This window comes from Natrialba aegyptia DSM 13077 (assembly GCF_000337535.1).
Taxonomy (GTDB): Archaea; Halobacteriota; Halobacteria; order Halobacteriales; family Natrialbaceae; genus Natrialba; species Natrialba aegyptia.
The window spans coordinates 132,160-152,534 of record NZ_AOIP01000065.1 but is presented as its reverse complement, the minus strand read 5'-3'; the positions used below and the strand labels follow the sequence as shown (position 1 = coordinate 152,534).

The following is a 20,375-nucleotide window of genomic DNA, read 5'->3' as shown; positions in this document are numbered from 1 at the left end:
ATGAGCGCCGACGAGTGCTTCCTTGGAACCGGGCGTGGCGAGACGAGCTATCGGGACGCGATGAACCGGGCGGTCGAGACGGTGATCGAGACGGTCGCGAACCGCGAGCGGCCTCACTCGGGAGCGTCGCCGGAGGAACTCGCCGCCCAGTTCGACGACCCCGTCGTTCCCGAGGAGGGCCAACGCCTCGAGATGACGATCGACGAGGTTGCCGAGCGCGTTCTTCGCCACTCCGTCGATCCGTCGAACCCCCGCTGTGCGGCCCATCTCCAGTGTCCGCCGATGATTCCGGGCCTGGCCGCCGAGACGCTGCTCACCGCGACGAACCAGTCGCTCGACTCGTTCGACCAGGCACCCGCTGCGACGGTCCTCGAAGAACGAGTCGTGACCGCCCTCTGTGAGCTGTTCGACCTGCCCGCGGACGCCGACGGCGTCTTCACCAGCGGCGGGACGCAGTCGAACTTCCAGGCGCTATTGCTCGCCCGCGACCGCTACTGCGACCAGCAGTTCGACCGAAACGTACAGACCGACGGCCTACCCGCGGCGGCCCCGTCGCTTCGCATCCTCTGTTCCGAAGCGGCCCACTTCACCGGCAAACAGGCCGCACACCACCTCGGGCTCGGCGAACGAGCCGTCTACACCGTTCCGACGGACGCCGACGGCCGCATGGACCTCGACGAACTCGACGCGGCCCTCGATGACCTGGATCGGAGAGACGAACTCCCCTTCGCGCTCGTCGGGACCGCCGGCACCACCGACTTCGGCAGCATCGACCCGCTGCCCGCCCTTGCCGACCGGGCCGCCGACCGCGACCTCTGGTTCCACGTCGACGCGGCCTACGGCGGCGCGCTCGCGGTGAGCGACGAGTTCAGCACGCTGCTCGACGGGATCGAGCGGGCCGATTCGATCGCCGTCGACTTCCACAAGCTGTTCTACCAGCCGATCAGTTGCGGGGCACTCTTGCTCCGCGACGGCGCGGACTTCCGGTTGATGGCCCGCAACGCGGCCTACCTCAACCCGGAAGCCCACGACGAGGGCGGGATTCCGAACCTCGTCTCGAAGTCGGTTCAGACGACGCGCCGGTTCGACGCGCTCAAGCCCTACGTCGCGTTCCGGACGCTCGGCCGAACTGGTCTGGCCGAACTCGTCGAGCACACGCTCGAACTGGCCGACGACGCGGCTGCACTCGTTCGCGAGGCCGACGACTTCGAGCTGCTGGGAGAGCCGACGCTGAACGCCGTGGTCTTTCGCTATCGACCCCGTCAGGGGATGAACGACGAGACCGTGAGCAACCTGAACGCGGCCGTCCGACGTGAACTCTTGAACGACGGGCGGGCGCTCGTCGCCCGAACCACCGTCGACGGCGTGACCAGCCTGAAGGTGACGCTCTTGAACCCGACGGCGACGCTCGAGGACGTAGCGGCGATGCTCGAGGCGGTCCGGGACTGTGGCGACAGGGTCGCCGACACCCGGGAGGTGACGGTATGAGCACCGGCACCGAGCGCAACGCCGACCGCGATCGCAGCGTCGATCCGGCGATGCGAGCCGACGACGCCACCGTTCACGCGTTTCTCAACTGCTACCTGCGCGAGACGGGCGACTACGAGATTCGCGACGACGCCGTCGCCGGCGTTGATCCCGGTCCAGACGGGCTGCTTCGCGCGACGTTGCCGGCACAGGAGATCGACCTCCTGGCTCCGCTCGCACACCGCTCTCCGACGGAGCGACACCGCTTCGAGACGCCGGTCCGGTACCGGCTCGGCGACGATGGCGGCCGCCCGCTCGATGCGGCGACCCTCGCCGCGCTCGTGATCAAGGATCTCAGCCTCGCGCAGGATGGCGAGGCCGTTCCCGACGAACTATTAGAGCGCGTGCTCCGGAGCAAGCGAGCCACCGAAGAGTTCGTCGCGGCGCGTGCGGGCGACGAGGACCGCCTGTACGCCGAAACGCTGTCGTTTCGCGACGCCGAGCAGGCGCTCGTCTTCGGCCACCACCGACACCCGACGCCGAAGAGCAGGCAGGGCATCGCCGCACGCAACCGCGAGCGGTACGCGCCGGAACTGCGCGGATCGTTCCCGCTGCACTACTTCCGGGCGAACCCGACGCTCGTCTCCGCCGACTCGGCGCTCGACCGCAGCGCCGCGACGTGGGTGAAAGACGCCCTCCGCGAGGATCCCGCCGTCTCTGCGTCCTTCGTCGCCGAGCACGTCGAGAGCGACGACGTCCTCCTGCCGGTCCATCCGTGGCAGGCGGACTACCTCCGCGATCAGTCACACGTCCGCTCCCTGCTCGGCGACGGCCTCGAATACCTCGGTCCCGTCGGCCGCGAGTTCATCCCGACGACCTCGGTCCGGACGCTGTACAGCGAGGCCGCCCCGTTCATGGTCAAGTCGTCGCTGAACGTGACGATCACCAACTCCGTGCGGACCAACAAGCGACCGGAACTCGAGCGCGGCGTCGCCGTCGCCGACCTCCTCGCGACCGAGTTCGGCGACGAACTCGCGGCCGCGTTCCCGGAGTTCGACATCGTTCGCGATCCGGCCTACCTCGCGCTGGACGCCGGCGAGGGGCGCGAGTCGGGGTTAGAGACGGTCCTCCGAGCGAACCCGTTCCGCGGCGATGCCGGGGCGAACGCCACGCCGCTGGTTTCGCTCTGCCAGGACGCGATCACCGGCCACTCGCGGCTCGGCCGGCTTATCGAGTCCATCGCCGACCGCGAGGGTCGCTCGACCGCCGACGTGAGCACTGACTGGTTCCGCCGCTACCTTCGGCTCTCCGTTCGCCCCGTCCTCTGGCTCTACCTCGTTCAGGGCGTCGGCGTCGAGGCGCACCAGCAAAACTCCGTTTTGCTACTCGATGAGGACGGGTATCCCGACGGGTTCCGCTACCGGGACAACCAGGGCTTTTACTTCCCCGAGGCGCTCGTCGACGACGTCGAGCGGTATCTTCCCGGCGTCGGCGAGCGGGCGGGAACCGTCTGCCCGGACGCCATCGCCGACGAACGGCTCCGATACTACGTGATCTGCAACAACGCCTTCGACGTGATCAACGCCTTCGGCAGCGCCGATCTCGTCGCGGAGCGTCGGCTCCTGGCGCTCCTTCGCGACGAACTCGAGTTCGCCCGCGAGCGCTACGATCGGCCGTCGTCAGCCTTCCTCGACCCGCTCCTGGAATCGCCGACCGTCCCCTGCAAGGCGAACCTGCTTACCCGCTTCAGGGGGCTCGACGAACTGGAAAACGACCTCGAGAACCAGTCCGTCTACACGGACGTGCGGAATCCGATCGTCACCGAACTGGATCGCGACGCCGGACGGGAACACGAACACGATCCCGATCCCGCGCTCGCCCTCGAATCCGACGGTGAACTCGACCCATGACAGGACCGGACGCCACCATCGCGACCGACTACGACCACCAGACGTACGACGAGCGCATCGACCGGACGATCTCGCTCCGGCAGGCGTCGCTGGAGCGCGATCTGGGCCGGCTTCACGCCTGGCTCGGGAGCGAGCACGTGAAACCGTACTGGCAGCTCGACCTACCGCTCCCGACGTTTCGCGATCGTCTCGCCTCGAAACTGGCGGACGAGCACCTCACGCCCTACGTCGGCTGTCTCGACCACGTTCCGATGAGCTACTGGGAGTGTTACTGGGCGGCCGAGGACGACGTTGCTCACCACTACGACGCCGATCCGGAGGATCAGGGCGTTCACCTCCTCATCGGCCCCGAGGAATACCTCGGGCACGGCTACGCGGCACCGTTGCTGCGAGCGGTCGTTGCCATGCAGTTTCGCCACGCGGAGACCGACCGCGTCGTCGCGGAACCCGACGCCCGCAACGAGCGGGTCATCCGCGTCTTCGAACGGTGTGGCTTCGAGCCGCGATCGGAGTTCTACTTCGACGAAGCCGAGAAGGATGCCGTGTTGCTCGTCTGTGACCGCGAGCGGTTCGAGTCGTTGGTGCTCGCCGACTCTCGCGATGCGGAGGAGACGGCTGACCACGCCACTCCGGGAGGTGAGCACCGATGAGCGAGGCCGTCCACGATGTCGTCGGCGTCGGTATCGGCCCGTTCAACCTCGGCCTCGCGGCCATGCTCGACGGCATCGAGGAGGACGTCGACGCCGTCTTTCTCGAGCGCGAGGCCGAGTTCAACTGGCACGAAGGGATGTTGCTCGAGGGGGCGACCCTCGAGGTGCCGTTCCTCGCGGACCTCGTCACGCTCGCGGACCCGACGAGCCCCTACAGTTACCTCAACTACCTGCGAGAGACGGGCCGACTCTACGAGTTCTACTTCTACGAGACGTTCCAGGTGCCCCGTCGGGAGTACAACGAGTACCTGCGCTGGGTCGTCGCTGAACTCGAGAGCTGTCGGTTCGGACGCGAGGTGACGGCGGTCCGGTGGGACGACGATCACGGGCACTACGTCGTTACGGCGACGCATCCGGAGACGGGCGAGCGCTTCGAGTACCGGGGGGAGAACCTCGCGCTCGGCGTCGGGTCGCGACCGCAGATTCCGGACCACTTGCAGGGCCATCCCGAGCGCGACGTGTTCCACACGGCGACCTATCGCGGCAACCGAGAGCGGGTCTTGGAGGCCGACTCGGTCACCGTCGTCGGCTCCGGGCAGAGCGCCGCCGAGGTGTTCCAGGATCTGCTGGAGCGCCAGGCGGATCCCGACAACGACTATCGGCTCGACTGGCTGACCCGGTCGGATGGCTTTTTCCCGATGGAGTACTCGAAGCTCGGATTGCAACACTTCACACCCGAGTACGACCGCTACGTCTACGAACTTCCCCAGGATATCAAAGACGAGTTCATCCCGGAGCAGGAACTGCTATACAAGGGGATCGATCCGGGGACGAGCGCCGAGATATACGACCTGCTTTACCGGCGGTCGATCGGCGATCGGGACCCCGACATCGGTCTCTTCGCGATGACCGAGGTTCGGGATATCGAGCCCGTCGGAGGCGGATCCGAGTACGCGCTCGACTGCCGTCAGTGGCAGGCCGAAGAGTCGTTCGTTCACGAGAGCGAGGTGGTCGTCCTCGGTACGGGCTACGAACGGCCGATTCCGGATTTCCTCGATCCGCTCACGGACGCCATCGGCTGGGATGAGCAGGGCCGATTCGAGGTGACGGCGGATCACCGTCTCGAAATCGACGTGCCGGGGGATGTTTTCCTCCAGAACGCCGAGATGCACACGCACGGGGTCGGCGTGCCGGACCTCGGCCTCGGCTGCTATCGAAACACGCGGTTCGTCAATCGGCTGGTCGGTCGCGAGGCCTACCCCGAGGATAGGGACACCGTCTACCAGGATTTCGCCGTCGAGCAGTTCGTCGAACGCGCACCGAATGCCTCCCGCCGGCACGGAAACGGGAGCGAATCGAGTTCAGGAGCGGACCCGAGTCGTCCGTCTCCGCCGACGCAGAACGACTAACACGAGATATTGACCCAATCATGAATCCGAACGATCCGACGCTACAGCACGCACTCGAGCAGGATGTCTGGGAAACCGCCGAACGGCGGCTGCTGACGAAGATGCTCGCGGAGTTCGCGTACGAGGAGATCATCGCGCCGCGGGTGGTGGCGAGCGGCGACGACCGCAATACCTACCGCTTCGACCTCGGCGACGCGGCGTATCGCTTCGAGGGAACCGAACGCCTGATGGATAGCCTTCACGTCGACGGCGAGACCGTCGAACGACGTGCGGACGACGAGTGGACACCTCTTTCGGACCCGCTTCGATTGCTTCGCGACCTCGGTGAGACGACGTCGCTGGACGGGCTGACGGAGGGGAACCTCGTTCGCGAGTACAAGCGGACGCTGCTCGCCGACGCCCACGTCGAGGCGCGACGCCGGGAGCGAGACGAGTTCGATCCCCTCGAACTCGACTACGCTCACCTCGAAGGGGAGATGGACGGCCACCCCTGGATCACCTACAACAAGGGCCGCCTCGGCTGGGGGTACGATGACTACCGCCAGTACGCGCCCGAGCGCCAGACCCCGGTCACGCTCTCGTGGGTCGCCGTCCGCCGGGAGAAAGCGACCTTCGTCGCCACCGACGCGATCGATCACGACTCGCTCATCCGCGCTGAACTCGGCGCTCACTACGACGAGTTCCGCGATCGACTCGCCGCGCAGGGGCTCGATCCGGACGCCTACTACTTCCTGCCGGTTCACGACTGGCAGTGGGACAACAGCATCGTGCCGCTGTTCCCCGACGACATCGCCGCCGACGATATCGTGCCGCTCGGCGAGGGGCCCGACGCGTACCTCCCCCAACAGTCCGTCCGGACCTTCGTCAACATCGACGACGCCGAGAAACACCACGTCAAGGTCCCGATGCGCATCCTCAACACGCTCGTCTGGCGCGGCCTCCCCGGCGAGCGAACCGAACTCGCGCCGACGGTCACCGAGTACATCAAGGGGATCTACGAGGACGACGCGTTCCTTCAGGAACAGGGACTCATCCTGCCGGGCGAGATCGCCGGCATCAACTACGACCACGGCGACTTTACCGACATCGAGAACTCGCCGTACCAGTACCACGAACTGCTGGGTGCCGTCTGGCGCGAGTCTATCTACACCTTCCTCGAGGACGATGAGCGTGCAATCACGCTCTCGGCGCTGATGCACGTCGACGGCGACGGCGAACCCTACATCGCCCGTCTCGTCGAGCAGTCCGGGCTCACGACGGACGAGTGGCTCGGGACGTTCTTCGACACCGTCCTCCCGCCGCTGTTGCATTTCCTCTATCGCTACGGGACGGTGTTCTCCCCGCACGGTCAGAACACTATCCTCGTCGTCAAGGACGGCGTTCCGACCCGGCTGGCGGTCAAGGACTTCGTCGACGACGTGAACGTGAGCGACCAGCCGCTGCCGGAACTGGAGGCGCTCCCGGACGAGATGCACGAGGTCCTCCGGAAGGAACCGCCGGAGGGACTCTGCCAGTTCATCTTCTCCGGCCTGTTCGTCTGCGTCCTCCGGTACGTCGCCGACATCCTCGAAACCCACGAGGACTACCCCGAGGAAGCGTTCTGGACGCACGCGAGAACGGCCATCCTCGACTACCAGGCGCAGTTTCCCGAACTCGAGGACCGATTCGAGCTGTTCGACCTGCTGCAGCCGGAGTTCACGAAACTCACCCTCAACCGGAATCGCATCTTCGACTACGGCTACGACGACGCACCCGGTCGTCCCCACGCCTCCGAGCACGGAACCGTCACGAACGCGCTTTACGAGGTGGCTGCGGACGATTCCATGCGCGCCGTCGCCAAGTCCGACGACTGAGAACGCGCCGCCCGTCGTCCCATAGCATTTCGGGCGGTCCCTTTTCCGTGCTCTGCTCCGGCCATACTGCTCGGTAGCGCGACTCGTTTTACACCCGTATGTATGTAATTGGACTGTTGGGTACGAAAGAGCTATTCCCTTCTCGGGAACGCTAATGGTGCTCTGCGTGAGTTCAGATCGCTCGGCCGACGAGAACGCCCGTATCGATGTGCTTCCCGTACCGTGTGCCGTCCGTCTCCACTGATTGTCATCCGGGAAACCGCCCCGTCAGCCCCTCATTGTGCGCTTTTCGAGCCGGCCCGTCGATCGCACCGCTCGTCCCCTCGCCATTCGCCGCGCAACCCGAACTCGTCGCGCCTCTCGACTGTTCCCGTACCGAGAACAGCGCGGCTACGTGGCCGTTGGCAACCGCGACTCGCGGCTCCTCCGAACATCTCCTTCTCCGCTCGAGTTCAGCGTTGCCAAATCCGCCGTTTCGACTCGGCTCGGCGCTTCGAGGGAGTCGCTCTGATCCTGATCGTTCCCGACGACCGAATCGCTCTTCTTCTGCCCTCGGAGCCTCGATCCGCGATCCGAGTCACAAATCGGGGTTATCGATGGCCAGCAACGCGCGAGCGACCGAACACGACAGCCTCTCAGCTCGCCGTATCGGCTGGAATCGCAGATCGGTCGCTGTTCCCCGTCCGGGAACGACCAATCAGTATTCTTGAACTCGTCGGTGGGGCCGTCGTAGCTGAGCGACTCACGAGGTCGTTTCGTTCTCGCGGCATCGCAGGCGGCCCAACCGCTTCCACTGACTCGGTTGAGTCTCCGTCCCAGAACCGTAGCTGTGCTGGAGCTGTTGCACCGTTTTGCGGCGCTATCCGGTCGCGGCTGGCTGCTCACTGAACGAGCGATTCGATGTCGTCCTCAAGTTGGGCGTACAGTTGCTCGGCTTTGTCCGCTTCCTCGGGGGCGAGCGGCCGGATCGGTTCGCGAACGGTGCCGCCGTGGAGGCCGGCGAGGTCGAGTCCCTTTTTGACCGCGGAGACGCTGATTGCGCCGGGGATGGTGTTTTGCTGTCCCGTTTCGCTCCGGAAGTTCTGGTAGGGAAGGCAGATGTTTCGCAGCTGGCAGGCTCGTTCCCAGTCGCCGTCGGAGAGCGCTTCGAAGAGTTCGAGTCCGATTTCCGGGCGGAAGTTACTGACGCCGGCGGAAAAGCCCTCTGCGCCCTCCGCCCAGAAGGAGACCGCAAACGGCTCCGCGAGGCCGTCGACCCAGACCACATCGTCGGCACCGGCGGCGACGCCCGCGCCGAGTTTGACGGGATCTTCGAGGGCGTACTTGATGCCGATGACGCCCTCGACGCGAGTGAGGGCGGCGAGGTATTCGACCGAGGGGTCGAAGCCGCGGACGTACGGGACGAGCGGCGTTTCCGTGACCGACGCGAGGTCGCGGTAGTACTCGAGCAGCCCCTGTTCGTGAAGATACGTGTGATCCGGCGGCATAACCATCAACGCGTCGACATCGACCGCGTCGTAGGCCCGGATCAGGTCCTGTGCCGCCGCCGTGCTGCCGCCGACGCCGGCGAGCACACAGGCATCGGACGGGAGCGCGTCGACGCTCGTCTCGGCGACCGAGACGCGTTCGCTCTCCGAGAGCGAATGGTACTCGCTGATGTTCGCAACTGAGAGAAACGTCCGAATCCCCTTCTGATAGAGATCTTGGGCGTTCTCCGCGAGCTTTTCGTGTTCAATTTCGAGATCGTCGTCGAACGGCGTCAGGAGTCCAACGGCAACGCCACGGAGGTGGCTCCGCACCTGCTGCGCTGACAATGACATAGCGTGTCGATGTATCGCGGATAGTATAAATCCATCGCCCGGCCGCCACGAGACGGTCGTTTCGATTATGTGTTCCGGCAAACCGGAACGGTGATTCCACGCCCTGTTGTACGACCGCCTATGCAGACGTTTGCCGGATACGGGCGTGACGATAGACAAATCGGCGTCCGCAATTGTATCGTCGTCCTGCCGACATCAGTCGCAACGAGTGCGGTCGCGGACGACATCGCAGCTGGCGAGACACCGGTCGAGACGCTGTCGGACAATATCATCTCTCGCTGAAGAGGACGACACTGGAAGCACTGCTGGCGACGCTCAGGACGCTCTCAACGGGGAGCAAACGTGCGCTGAAAACAGCGGTGTGACGACCTTCGCGATCACGCGCGTTGGATCGTCGATCCGGTAGCATCTCTTCTCCGGATTCGGTCGCCTACCGATCAGCCGTCACTCGTCCTGCGTAAGCGGCTTAGACGCGCCATCGTTCGTGTCGCCACCGCCGTCCGTCGCTGCCGGTTCTTCGGCCGTCGCTTTCGCGTCGCTTTCGTCGTCGGTGATCGACGCACTGGACCAGTATTCGTGGTCGTCCGTAACCCGGAAACACGCGGCGTTGTGGACCTCTTCGTCCGGGACGCTGAACGACTCCGGTTGCTGTGTTTTACAGACTTCGCGGGCGTTTGCACACCGGGTGTGATAGCGGCAGCCGCTCGGTGGATCGGTGGGATCCGGAATGTCGATCTTTCGAATCGGCGAGTCGGCCGCATCCGTGTCGACGCCGAGTTCGGGTGTGGCCCAGCAAAGGGCTTGCGTGTAGGGGTGTTGTGGGTTGTGGATAATCTGTTCCGGCGGGCCGATTTCGACGAGTTCACCGAGGTAGACGACGCCGATTCGGCCGCCGGTTTTCTCGGCGATGTACCGGGCGTTCGAGAGGTCGTGCGAGACGAACAGGTACGACGTGTCGAACGTTTGCTGGAGCTGGATCATGAGGTCCATCATTTCGACGCGCAGCGAGACGTCGAGTGCGCTGACCGGTTCGTCGGCCATGATGAGGTCGGGATTCATCAGCATCGCTCGAATGAGCGCGACGCGCTGTTGTTCGCCGCCGCTGAGTTGGTGGGGATAGCGCTCGATGTAGTCCTCGGGGGGCGTCATGCCCACGTGTTCGAGTAGGCTCAGAATCCGCTGTTTGCGGTCGTTGCCGTCGAGGTCGTCGTTCCACCGTTTGAGGGGGGCTTCGAGGCTCGCCTTGACGCGTCGGTGGGGGTTCAACGCGCTGCCGGGATCCTGATGGACGATCTGGAGCGATTGGCGGATTTCGCCCCAGGAGATGCCGTTCCCGTTGCCTGCCTTGACATCCCAGATGTCGTGGCCCCGGTACGTGATTGTTCCGCCGGTAGGCTCTTGCAGGCCGACCGTCGTTTTGCCGAGCGTCGTTTTGCCACAGCCCGACTCGCCGACGAGGACGACGACATCCTGTTCGTAGATATCCAGCGAGACGCCATCGACGGCCTCGACCACGTCGGGTTCGGAGAAAATGTCGAGAAAGCCCTGCTCTTTCTCGAAGTGAACTTCGACGTTGTCGAGCGAGACGACCGGTTCAGCCGCCGTTGATGCGGGAGTACCGGTCGACGGTGACGTTGTTGAGGCAGTCCGGGCGATCGTCTCGGGCGTCCCCGTCGCTGTTTGCTCATCGTCGAGTTCTGCGTCGTCGATCTCGTAACTCATCGGGATGTCTTCCCGCGCGTCTTCCCAGTGGTGACAGTGGACGTGATGGCTCGAATGGACCTCGTACGCCACGGGGTCCTCGGCGCGGCAGTGCTGATCGGCGAGCGGACAGCGGGTGTGGAACGAGCAGCCGGTGGGGACGTTTACCGGGTCCGGCGCGCTGCCTTCGACCGGTTGCATCGTCTCGATCGGCGCGTTGAGATTCGGTGTCGATTTCAAGAGCAACCGCGTGTACGGATGGGCCGCGTCTTCGAGGATTTCGTCGGTCGGCCCGAGTTCGACGAACTCGAAGGCGTACAACACGCCGATACGGTCCGCGATGTCGGCGACAAGCGGCAGGTCGTGGGTGATGAAGACGATCGTCAGATCGTACTCCGTCTTGATCTCCTGGATGAGCGAGATGATCGAGCGCTGCATCAGCAAGTCGAGCGCGGCGGTGGGTTCGTCCATCACCAGGACCTCCGGTTCGAGGACCAGACTGAGCGCGATCAGCGCGCGTTGTTTCATGCCGCCGGAGAGTTCGTGTGGATAGGAATCGAGGACGCGCTCGGGGTCGAGATAGAGGTCTTCGAGAATCGTCCACGTTCGGTCCATGCCTTCGTCGATGTCGTAGTCGTGGGCGTCGAGCGTCTCGACGAAGTGGGTGCGAAGCTTGCGGACGGGGTTGAACGAGCTCATTGCGCCCTGGAACACCATCGAAATCTCCTCCCAGCGGAGTTCCTTGAGTCCCTGTTTATCGAGGTCGAGGATGTTGATCGGGCCCCCGTCGGCGGGGTAGTACGTGATGTCTCCGTAGAGGACGCCGGGATCGACGATGGCGTCGAGGAGCGCGGAGGCGAGCATCGATTTGCCGCTGCCGCTCTCGCCGACGACGCCGAGGATTTCGTTTCGCTGGATGTCCAGGTCGACGTCGTCGAGGACGCGGGATTCTCCGCGGTCCATGTCGAAGGTGACTGACGCGTTCCGGATCTCCAGGATCGAATCGGTTTGGTCCAGGTCGTGGTGTGCAGTTTCTGAGACGGTCATGTTAGATACCTCCCATCATGTCGTTCGCGTTCGTTGTGTCGTCGGGTTCGCCCTCGGGGTCGGCCGGGGAAGTCGTCTTTTCGTGGCGGGCTCGAACGCGGGGGTTGAACACGCGGTCGAGTGACTGCCCGAGGAGGGTCAGCCCGACCGAAATGAAGACGATTGCGACCATGGGAACGAGGAACCAGTGCAGTGCGCCGGGCCGTGCGTGGGCGTTTTCTTGATAGGCGAGGTTCAGGGTGCTCCCCCAGTTCAGGTTCTCGAACGGCAGGATGCCCAGGTAGTACAGGGCGACGGCCTCGAAGATAACCCGTCGACCGGCGTTGGTGAGGTTGATCACGACGTAGGGCATCAGGTGGGGGATAATCTCCTTGAAGACGATCGTGTGGGTGCGCATTCCCATCGCCTGTGATGCTTCGACGAACGATTCTTCTCGGAGCGTGAGCATCTGGGATCTGATGGCGCGAGCGAGTCCGCCCCACGCCGCGACACTCAGCAGTACGCCGACTGCGTACGGATTGCCGAGGATGATGTCGTCGAACATGAGACCGAGGACCATCACGAGCGGGAAGCCGGGGATGTTGATGAAGACGTCCGTAATCGAACTCAGGACCGTATCGACCATGCCACCTTTGTACCCGGCGATAGCGCCAACGGTGGTCCCGATGCCGACGGTACAGACTGCCCCCGAGACGACCATCTTGAGGATCGTTGCTGTCGAGTGAACCGTCTGCGAGAGCAGGTCGCGACCGTGTCCGTCCGTTCCGAGGATGTACTCTGCGTTCTCGAACGGATTGATGAGCGCGGATCCTTCAGCGACGTTCGTCGGTTCGACGAGCACCGTTCCGACGGTTCCCATCAACAGGTACAGGACGACGATCGTCAATCCGATCCGCGCCCGCCAGTCGCGCCAGATGATCGAAACCGGCGCGTAGACGTAGGCATCGTACAGCTTTCGATAGCGATCACGGCGCGTTTCCTCGAACTCCGAGACGACTTCGAACGGCGAGTTCACGTTTCCGCCGTCGGTTTCGACGGGCCTGTCGGCTGCCCCGTTGCGTTCGGTTTCGGGCGTCGATTTGATATCGGTACCGAGTTCGTGTTCGTCTCTCGGGTCGGTTGGACTGGGTGATTCTCGTGTCATTGGGCCCTCCGTGCACGCGGATCGACGTAGCCGTAGGTCAGGTCGGCCAGCAGCAGTGCGGTAACGATTGCCAGCGTGATGACCATAAAGCCCCCCATCATGAGCGGGTAGTCGCGCTGGTGGGTGGCTGATAGCATGTACCAGCCGAGGCCGTGATACTGGAACACCTGTTCGAGAACGATCGAACCGCCGAACATTTCGCCGATGCTGATCAGCAGCGTCGTGTACATCGGCAACACGGCGTTGCGAGCGACGTACTGGGTCGAGATAGTGATATCGGAGAGACCGCGGAGGCGGGCGACGCGAAGGTAGTCCTCGCCGAGCACGCGGATGCTGTTTCCGCGCATGCCGAGGGAGGCGACGCCGGAGGCGACTAACATCGAGATGATCGGTAAGGCTGCGTGGTGGATGATCCCGCTGATGTATACCAGATTGAATCCCGGGTCGGCTCCGATCGGTTGGCGGCCGCCGTTTGGAAACAGTCCGTACCGGTACGACAGGAAGATCAGCAGGAGGATTGCAAGTACGTAGAACGGGATCGATCCCATCAAGACGGCATACGAGGTGAGTCCAACGTCCAATTTTCCACCTTCCCAGTAGGCCATCAGCGCGCCGACGCTGATACCGATGAAGAAACTGATGAAGACCGCCCAGCTTAGGACGAACAACGTCCACGGCAGTGCTCCCGCGAGCACATCCGTCACCGGCTCGCCGTAGTAGACGGACTGTCCAAGATCTCCCTGCAGCGTGTCCACAACATAGCTCCCGTAGGCCGTGAGGAGCGGCTCGTCCGGATCGATCGTCATGCGAAGCTCAACGAGTTCACGCGCGCGGCCCGGATTGATTCCCTGTTGGGTCATCCGCGTAATCATCGCGCCCATAATGTTTCCGGGCATCATCCGGATCAACACGAACGATAGTGTGAGAACTGCCCACACGGTGAAGGCTGCTTGCCCTAATCGTCTGACACGCCAGTCCACTGTTACCATGGCTGTATAGCTGTTCAAAACAATTCGTAATGAAGGTTTGCAATCGTATAATATATATTATTATTTCGGCCGAATTCGGCGGGGGGTCGGAGACGAACCGTCTCGAGGTCGGGAGCTATCGTCCGGCGTTAGAACGGCTCCCAGCCGGTATAGAGCACGGCGATGCTTCCCGCGAGCGAGAGGATAACTGGGATGAGAGCGAGTTGTGCGACGACGTACGGTCCCGTTCCCGGGTCGACGAAGGCGAGGGAGAATCCCAGGAGAAGGAGGAATACGAAGTTGACGCCGAGGACGATCTGTGAAATAGCCTGCAGGAATCCCATGCGAAACCGTTTGCATCGATGCTAATAAACGTTCGTCCAAGTCGAGACTGAACTCGAAACCGGCGGCAGCGTTCGACCGTCGCCGTCGTCACCCGTTGTACTCAATCGTCGCTCCCTCCATCTTCGGAATGAGATACAGCGCGTCCTCGGTGCCATCGATGACGCCCTCGGGCGCGTCGAGCGTCCAATTGGCTGCGTTGTACGCGCCGGCGTCGGGCTGGAACATCGCCTCCATCTGGGGGACCGTCTGGTTCCACCACCACATCAGTTCTTGGTGGTACTGGTCGTCGCCGGTGACCTGCCACTGACGGATGTGCTCCTCGACGTTGATCGACTTCGTCCCGTCCGCGCCGTCGGGGTCGCCAATCGGCATTGGGATTTCCGCGTCGGGATTGAAGTGCGAGATCGACTGGACCCAGGTCGGGACGAGATCGAGCGCCCAGAGCGCCCTGATCCCGTTCGCGGATGAGCCATCGGGCATGATGTCGTACTCGCCCGCCTGCCGACGTTCGTCGAACGTCGCGTCGTCGACCTGTTCCTGGTTCGTCCCGATGCCGAAGTTCTCCAGGTTCTCTTTGAGGACGCCGATATCCTTCCGCTTGGTCCCGTTCATGATGTCGACTTCGAACCGGTCTCCATCGGGCGTGAACCATTCGCCGTCGTCGCGTTGGTACCCCTCCGCTTCGAGGAGTTCGGTGGCGCGGTCGGTATCGTTCTGGCCGTACAGGGTGAAGTCCTCGACCCAGTCGGCGGCGTCGTGCGAGCCGTTATCGAGGACGTTCCCCGGAACGCGACAGGGGGGCCACTCGAACATGCGGTTGACGCCTTCGAGGAGTTGGACGACCTGTTGACGGTCGAAGACGTGACAGATTGCCTTGCGGACGTTCGCGCTCTCCAGGGGAGTGTCGTAGCTGACGTCGTACCCGCAGTTGAACGTGAAGAGTTTGTTCGTCGAGAAGCCCTCCTTGATGAGCGTGTGCTCTTCCGGTAACTGTTGCTTGACGTCGTCTTTGACCGGGAACTGCGTATGGGCGGCGTCGATCTCGCCGTTCGAATACGGCTGTGCCGGGTTGTTGTTATTATAGAGGTGTACCGAGTACTCGCTGAAATTAAGTTCGCCGGCGTTCGGATGGTCATCGTACCGTTCGAAGATCATGACGTTGTCCCCGATATCGGCGACCTGAAACGGCCCGTTCCCAACCGCATCCTCGAGCGACGGATACGATGTCGTCGTCATCTCCTCTAAGACTCCCTCCATCTCCCCGTCCTCGCTATTCCGGAGTTGTTCGTGCCAGTCGATCCACTGATCGTCGGTGTGTTTGGTGAATATCCCGCGACTCTCATCACCCACGAGGTCGGCGACGACGTTCTGGACTGCAGCCGTCGTCGACAGCGGATCGTGGAACGTAACCTGGGCCGTCCGTTCGTCGACCGCTTCCGCTGATTCGAGGAACTGGTGGGGCCGCTCGCCGTCTTCCGCCTGGTAGTCCAGAATCTCCAGCGCCATCTGGAGTTGCATCACCCAGTCGTCGGCGACGACCTGATCCCCATCGTGCCAGGTCCACTCGTCGCTGAAGGTGAACTCGAGCGTCGTGTCGTCGACCATCTCCCAGTCGGTTGCGATCAACGGGTACACCTCNGCCAGGTCCACTCGTCGCTGAAGGTGAACTCGAGCGTCGTGTCGTCGACCATCTCCCAGTCGGTTGCGATCAACGGGTACACCTCGTCCTCCGACGGGCTGTAGACGACGGGTCGGTCGTAGATGAGCGCCCCTGGATGCCACGTGCCGCGTTGCGTCGGATTCCATGGGTTGCAGTGACGCTGCGACGGCAGCGTCCCGCTGGTCTCTGCGTCGAACACACGGAATCGATCGGTACTACTCGAACCGCCGAGGCACCCCGCCATCAACGCCGTTCCGCCCGCAGCACTGTATTTGAGTACATCTCGCCGGTTCAATCCACTGCTCCGCCAGCTGTTACCCTCTGGCATACTCCCTAATGTTGGAAGGTAGTACATATAGTTAACTATAAAAAATACAATATTCGTCTCGGCGACCGACGACGCTACCGCCGAGGGTGAACTCGCTTTTGATCTCCGGCCGTCCGTCGCTTCCAGTTTGCTGTCGAGCAGTTAGCGTCCGTTATGGCCCGGTATATTCCATCGTGGCGTCTTCCATCTTCGGAATGAGATACAGCGCGTCCTCGGTGCCATCGATGATGCCCTCGGGCGCGTCGAGCGTCCAGTTGGCTGCGTTGTACGCGCCGGCGTCGGGCTGGAACATCGCCTCCATCTGGGGGACCGTCTGGTTCCACCACCACATCAGCTCCCGGTGGTACTCGCTATCATCGGTGACCTGCCACTGATTGATGTGTTCCTCGACGTTGATCGTCTTCGTCCCGTCCGCGCCGTCGGGATCGCCGACCGGCATCGGAATCTCCGCCTCGAGTTCGAAGTGAGCGATCGACTGGAGCCATCGGGGGACGAGGTCGAGACCCCAGAGGGGAACGACGCCGTTTGCGGAGGATCTGTCGGGCATCATGTCATACTCGCCGGCGTGGCGACGCTCGTCGAACGACGCGTCGTCGACCTGTTCCTGGTTCGTCCCGATGCCGAAGTTCTCCAGGTTCTCTCTGAGGACGCCGATATCCTTCCGGTCGGCTCCGTTCATGACGTCGATCTCGAATCGGTCGCCGTCAGACGTGAACCACTCGCCGTCGTCGCGTTGGTACCCCTCCGCTTCGAGGAGTTCGGTGGCGCGGTCAGTATCGTTCTGGCCGTACAGGGTGAAGTCCTTGACCCAGTCGGTGGCGTCGTGTGACCCCTCGTCCAGAACGCCCCCGGGACGCGACAGGGGGGCCACTCGAACATGCGGTTGACGCCCTCGAGCAGTTGGACGACCTGTTGGCGGTCGAAGACGTGACAGACCGCCTTGCGGACGTTCGCGCTCTCGAAGGGAGTGTCGTAGCTGACGCCGCTCCCGCAGTTGAACGTAAACAGCAGATTGGTCGATAAGTCCTCCCTGACGAGCGTGTGTTCCTCGGGCAGTTGAGATTTGACGTCGTCTTCGACCGGAAACTGGATGTGGGCAGCGTCGACTTCGCCGCTCGTGTACGGCTGCGTCGGATCGTCGTTTTCGAAGACGTGTACCGAACACGTCTCGAAGTTGAGATTGTCGGCGTTCGGATGGTCATCGTAGCGCTCGAAAACGACGACGTTGTCACCGACATCCGCGACTTCGAACGGGCCGTTGCCGACGACATCCTCGAGCAACGGATAGTTCGTCGTCGTGATCTCCTCGACGACGGTCTCCGCTTCCGCCTCGTCGCCCTCGTGGAGCCGCCGATGCCAGTCGGCCCACCGGTCGTCGGTGTGTTGCGTGAAGATCCCCCGGCTCTCGTCTCCCACGAGATCCGAGACCGCAGTTCGCACCGCGTAGGTCGATAGTAACGGGTCGTACAACGACACGCGGGCCGTCCGCTCGTCGACCGCTTCCGCCGACTCGATGAACTGGTGGGGTCGCTCGCCGTCTTCCGCCTGATACTCCATGATGCCAAGCGCTATCTGGAGTTGCATCACCCAGTCGTCGGCGACGACCTGCTCGCCGTCGTGCCAGGTCCACTCGTCGCTGAAGGTGAACTCGAGCGTCGTGTCGTCGACCATCTCCCAGTCGGTTGCGATCAACGGGTACACCTCNGCCAGGTCCACTCGTCGCTGAAGGTGAACTCGAGCGTCGTGTCGTCGACCATCTCCCAGTCGGTTGCGATCAACGGGTACACCTCGTCCGCAGCGGGGCTATAGACGACGGGCCGATCGTGAATGAGCGCCCCGGGGTGCCACGCCCCGCGCTGTGCGAAGTTCCACGGATTGCAGTGACGCTGGGACGGTAGTGCGCCGCTGGTCTCTGCATCGAACATGCGAAATCGATCGGTACTATTCGAACCGCCGAGGCACCCGGCGAGGACGGAAACCCCGCCCGCAGTTCCGTACTTAAGCACGTCGCGCCGACTCGGCTGTTGCCACTGTTTGTCACCGTCTGGCATAGTCTCTACTGCCAGACAGTCGCACTTAACTTTACCCGCACTCGGCCGGTGTCTCTCTCGACCGACTCGTCGCCCGGCTAATGCCGAAACGTTTTCCCACGGGACCGTCCACTCCTCTATCGATGGACGAGCGAACAGTCGTCGTTACCGGTTCGAGCAAAGGCATCGGCAAGGCACTCGCCAAACGCTTCGCCGCCGAGGGCGCAACCGTCGTCACGAACTCGCGGGACGGGTCGCGCGCCGAGCGCGTCGCCGAGGAAATTCGGGCTGACGGCGGCTGAGCGGTCGGAATCGAGGCCGACATCAGCGATCGCGACGCGGTCGAGCGGCTCATCGAGGGTGCCGTCGACGCGTTCGGATCCCTCGACATCGTGGTGAACAACGCCGGTACCACCGTCATCGATCCCGCCCTCGAGATGGACCCCGCGGACTGGCGGCGCGTGATCGAGGTCAATCTCACCGGTGTCTTCTTCGGGATGCAAGCGGCCGGCCAACAGTTCGTCGAGCAGGGAACCGGCGGCCAGATCATCACGATCAGCAGCATGATCGGCGAACGCGGCTTCGCACAGCGCGCACCCTACTGCGCCTCAAAGGCCGCCGTCAACAACCTCACCCGCGTCTTCGCGACTGAACTCGCCGAGCACGACGTCCACGTCAACGCGCTAGCCCTGGGGTTCGTCCGCACGGAAATCACCGATCAGACCCAGGAAGCCGCCGGCTACACCGATGCGGACGTCCGCGATCGAACGCCGCTCGACCGATTCGGCACGATAGAAGAAATCGCAAACTGTGTCAGTTTTCTCGCCGCCGGCGATCACTACATGACCGGCGAGGTCATCCGCGCCGACGGCGGCTGGCTCGCCGACGTCTGGGGTCCCGACGCAGAAGTCGATTGAGCGACGACGCTCTCGAACGGTGTCGCAGTCGATCGATCACTCGAACGCAGGGACAACCTCCTCGCCGAACAACCGAATCTGTTTCTCCACGAGTTCTTTCGGCATCCCGGAGTGGTGAAACCGGAGTGTGAGGTGATCGAGCGGGAAGCGCTCGCGGATCGATTCGATCTGCTCGACGATCTGTTCGGGCGTGCCGTAGATGAACCGGTCGTCGGCGAGCTCGTCGAAGTTTTCGACGGCGTCGGCGTTCATCAGCGGGTGGGAGAATTCGCCGCCGTACTCGTCGACGTAAGTGCGGTGGAGGTACTCCTTGCGCTCCATCACTTCCGCTTCGGTCTCGGCGATGACCGCCTCGCGCATCAGCGGGTGTTCAATCTCGTCCCACTCCTGGTCGCTGTCCTCGATGTGCTCGCGCTGGGCTTCCTTGCGGTCCTCGACGATTCCCAGGTCGGCGACGACGCCGGGTACCCAGGCGTCGCTGAACCGCACCGAGCGGGCGATCTGCTTGTCGCCCCAGCCGCCGACCCAGAGGTCGGGTCGGGGCTCCTGGACGGTTTCGGGCAGCGGCTGCCAGTCCTCGACCTCGAAGAACGGACACTCGAAGGAAATCGGCTCGTCCGAGGAGAGGAACTCGTCGAGGAATTGCAGTCCCTCGATCATGCGTCCCGCCCGTTCGTCCATCGGGACGTCGAACGCCTCGAACTCTTCCTCGACGTAGCCGAGGCCGACGCCGAGCGTGAGCCGTCCGTTCGAGATGTTATCGAGCATCGCCGCCCGCTGTGCGACGTGCAACGGGTGGTAGAGCGGGAGGATCAACACCGACGTGACGAGTTCGAGTTCCTCGGTTCCGGTGCCGATGCTGGTCAGTCGCGTCAGCGGCGAAGGCCAGTAGTTGTCGCCCTCGGTCGCCTGGTGGTCGTTGACCCAGCAGGACGAGAAGCCGACCCGTTCAGCGAGTTGACACTGTTCGACGACGCCGTCCCACGATTGTCCGCCTTCGACTGGGAAAATCCCGAATTTCATACGCTACGATGTGACAGTGCGAGCAGCACGTATTTACATTTTCTGTTGGTGGGTTGACCTCCATCGCGGAATCGGTGTTTACGCGACCGCCTCCGGTCTCGTG

The 20,375-nt window shown here is 63.3% G+C and carries 12 protein-coding genes and 3 pseudogenes; 7 read left to right on the top strand and 8 right to left on the bottom strand.

Annotated elements, in window-relative coordinates; all coding sequences use genetic code 11:
* Genes C480_RS21875 through C480_RS21855 form a run of 5 tightly spaced genes read left to right on the top strand, consistent with a single transcriptional unit; the run spans window position 1 to window position 7,289 of the window.
* Window positions 1-1,488, top strand: a complete 1,488-nt coding sequence (locus C480_RS21875) for a pyridoxal phosphate-dependent decarboxylase family protein (RefSeq protein WP_049904200.1) — start codon at window positions 1-3, stop codon at window positions 1,486-1,488.
* Window positions 1,485-3,377: an IucA/IucC family protein gene (locus C480_RS21870; RefSeq protein WP_006667845.1), complete on the top strand. Its 1,893-nt coding sequence runs from the start codon at window positions 1,485-1,487 to the stop codon at window positions 3,375-3,377. The genes C480_RS21875 and C480_RS21870 overlap by 4 nt, the downstream gene beginning before the upstream one ends.
* Window positions 3,374-4,027: a GNAT family N-acetyltransferase gene (locus tag C480_RS21865; protein WP_006667844.1), complete on the top strand. Its 654-nt coding sequence runs from the start codon at window positions 3,374-3,376 to the stop codon at window positions 4,025-4,027. The genes C480_RS21870 and C480_RS21865 overlap by 4 nt, the downstream gene beginning before the upstream one ends.
* Window positions 4,024-5,436 (top strand): lysine N(6)-hydroxylase/L-ornithine N(5)-oxygenase family protein, encoded by a 1,413-nt coding sequence (locus tag C480_RS21860; RefSeq protein ID WP_006667843.1) that lies wholly within the window; start codon window positions 4,024-4,026, stop codon window positions 5,434-5,436. Before C480_RS21865 ends, C480_RS21860 begins: the two co-directional genes overlap by 4 nt.
* A gap of 20 nt (window positions 5,437-5,456) precedes the next feature.
* The gene (locus C480_RS21855) at window positions 5,457-7,289 is read left to right on the top strand and encodes an IucA/IucC family protein (RefSeq protein WP_006667842.1); all 1,833 of its coding nucleotides are present in this window, start codon (window positions 5,457-5,459) and stop codon (window positions 7,287-7,289) included.
* Window positions 7,290-8,170: 881 nt separating this feature from the next.
* Here C480_RS21855 and C480_RS21850 read toward each other — a convergent pair.
* Entirely contained in the window at window positions 8,171-9,109 is a 939-nt protein-coding gene (locus C480_RS21850; protein ID WP_006667841.1) for a dihydrodipicolinate synthase family protein, read from the bottom strand.
* Between the two features lie 120 nt (window positions 9,110-9,229).
* Between C480_RS21850 and C480_RS23390 the strand changes: the two genes are divergently transcribed.
* Entirely contained in the window at window positions 9,230-9,391 is a 162-nt protein-coding gene (locus C480_RS23390; protein ID WP_006667840.1) for a UxaA family hydrolase, read from the top strand.
* Window positions 9,392-9,553: 162 nt separating this feature from the next.
* On the opposite strand, the gene C480_RS21845 is transcribed toward C480_RS23390, so the two are convergent.
* The 6 genes and pseudogenes from C480_RS21845 to C480_RS21820 all read right to left on the bottom strand — a co-directional run bounded on the left by C480_RS21845 (window position 9,554) and on the right by C480_RS21820 (window position 18,353).
* Entirely contained in the window at window positions 9,554-11,857 is a 2,304-nt protein-coding gene (locus C480_RS21845) for an ABC transporter ATP-binding protein (RefSeq protein ID WP_006667839.1), read from the bottom strand.
* A gap of 1 nt (window position 11,858) precedes the next feature.
* Window positions 11,859-13,001 carry an ABC transporter permease gene (locus C480_RS21840; protein ID WP_006667838.1) on the bottom strand — a complete coding sequence of 381 codons (1,143 nt, stop codon included), beginning with the start codon at window positions 12,999-13,001 and terminating at the stop codon, window positions 11,859-11,861.
* Window positions 12,998-13,900, bottom strand: coding sequence for an ABC transporter permease (locus C480_RS21835; RefSeq protein ID WP_006667837.1), 903 nt, complete (start codon window positions 13,898-13,900; stop codon window positions 12,998-13,000). Before C480_RS21835 ends, C480_RS21840 begins: the two co-directional genes overlap by 4 nt.
* A 218-nt stretch (window positions 13,901-14,118) precedes the next feature.
* Complete coding sequence (locus C480_RS21830; RefSeq protein ID WP_006107114.1) at window positions 14,119-14,313, bottom strand: hypothetical protein; 195 nt, start codon at window positions 14,311-14,313, stop codon at window positions 14,119-14,121.
* Between the two features lie 88 nt (window positions 14,314-14,401).
* A pseudogene (locus C480_RS21825) lies at window positions 14,402-16,302 on the bottom strand (ABC transporter substrate-binding protein).
* Window positions 16,303-16,453: 151 nt separating this feature from the next.
* Window positions 16,454-18,353, bottom strand: a pseudogene (locus tag C480_RS21820) (ABC transporter substrate-binding protein).
* A 122-nt stretch (window positions 18,354-18,475) separates the two neighbouring features.
* Here C480_RS21820 and C480_RS21815 point away from each other — a divergent pair.
* Window positions 18,476-19,249: pseudogene (locus tag C480_RS21815) on the top strand (SDR family NAD(P)-dependent oxidoreductase).
* Between the two features lie 36 nt (window positions 19,250-19,285).
* Here the strand turns inward: C480_RS21815 and C480_RS21810 are convergent.
* Entirely contained in the window at window positions 19,286-20,272 is a 987-nt protein-coding gene (locus tag C480_RS21810; protein ID WP_006107120.1) for an LLM class flavin-dependent oxidoreductase, read from the bottom strand.
* Window positions 20,273-20,375 lie beyond the last annotated feature (103 nt).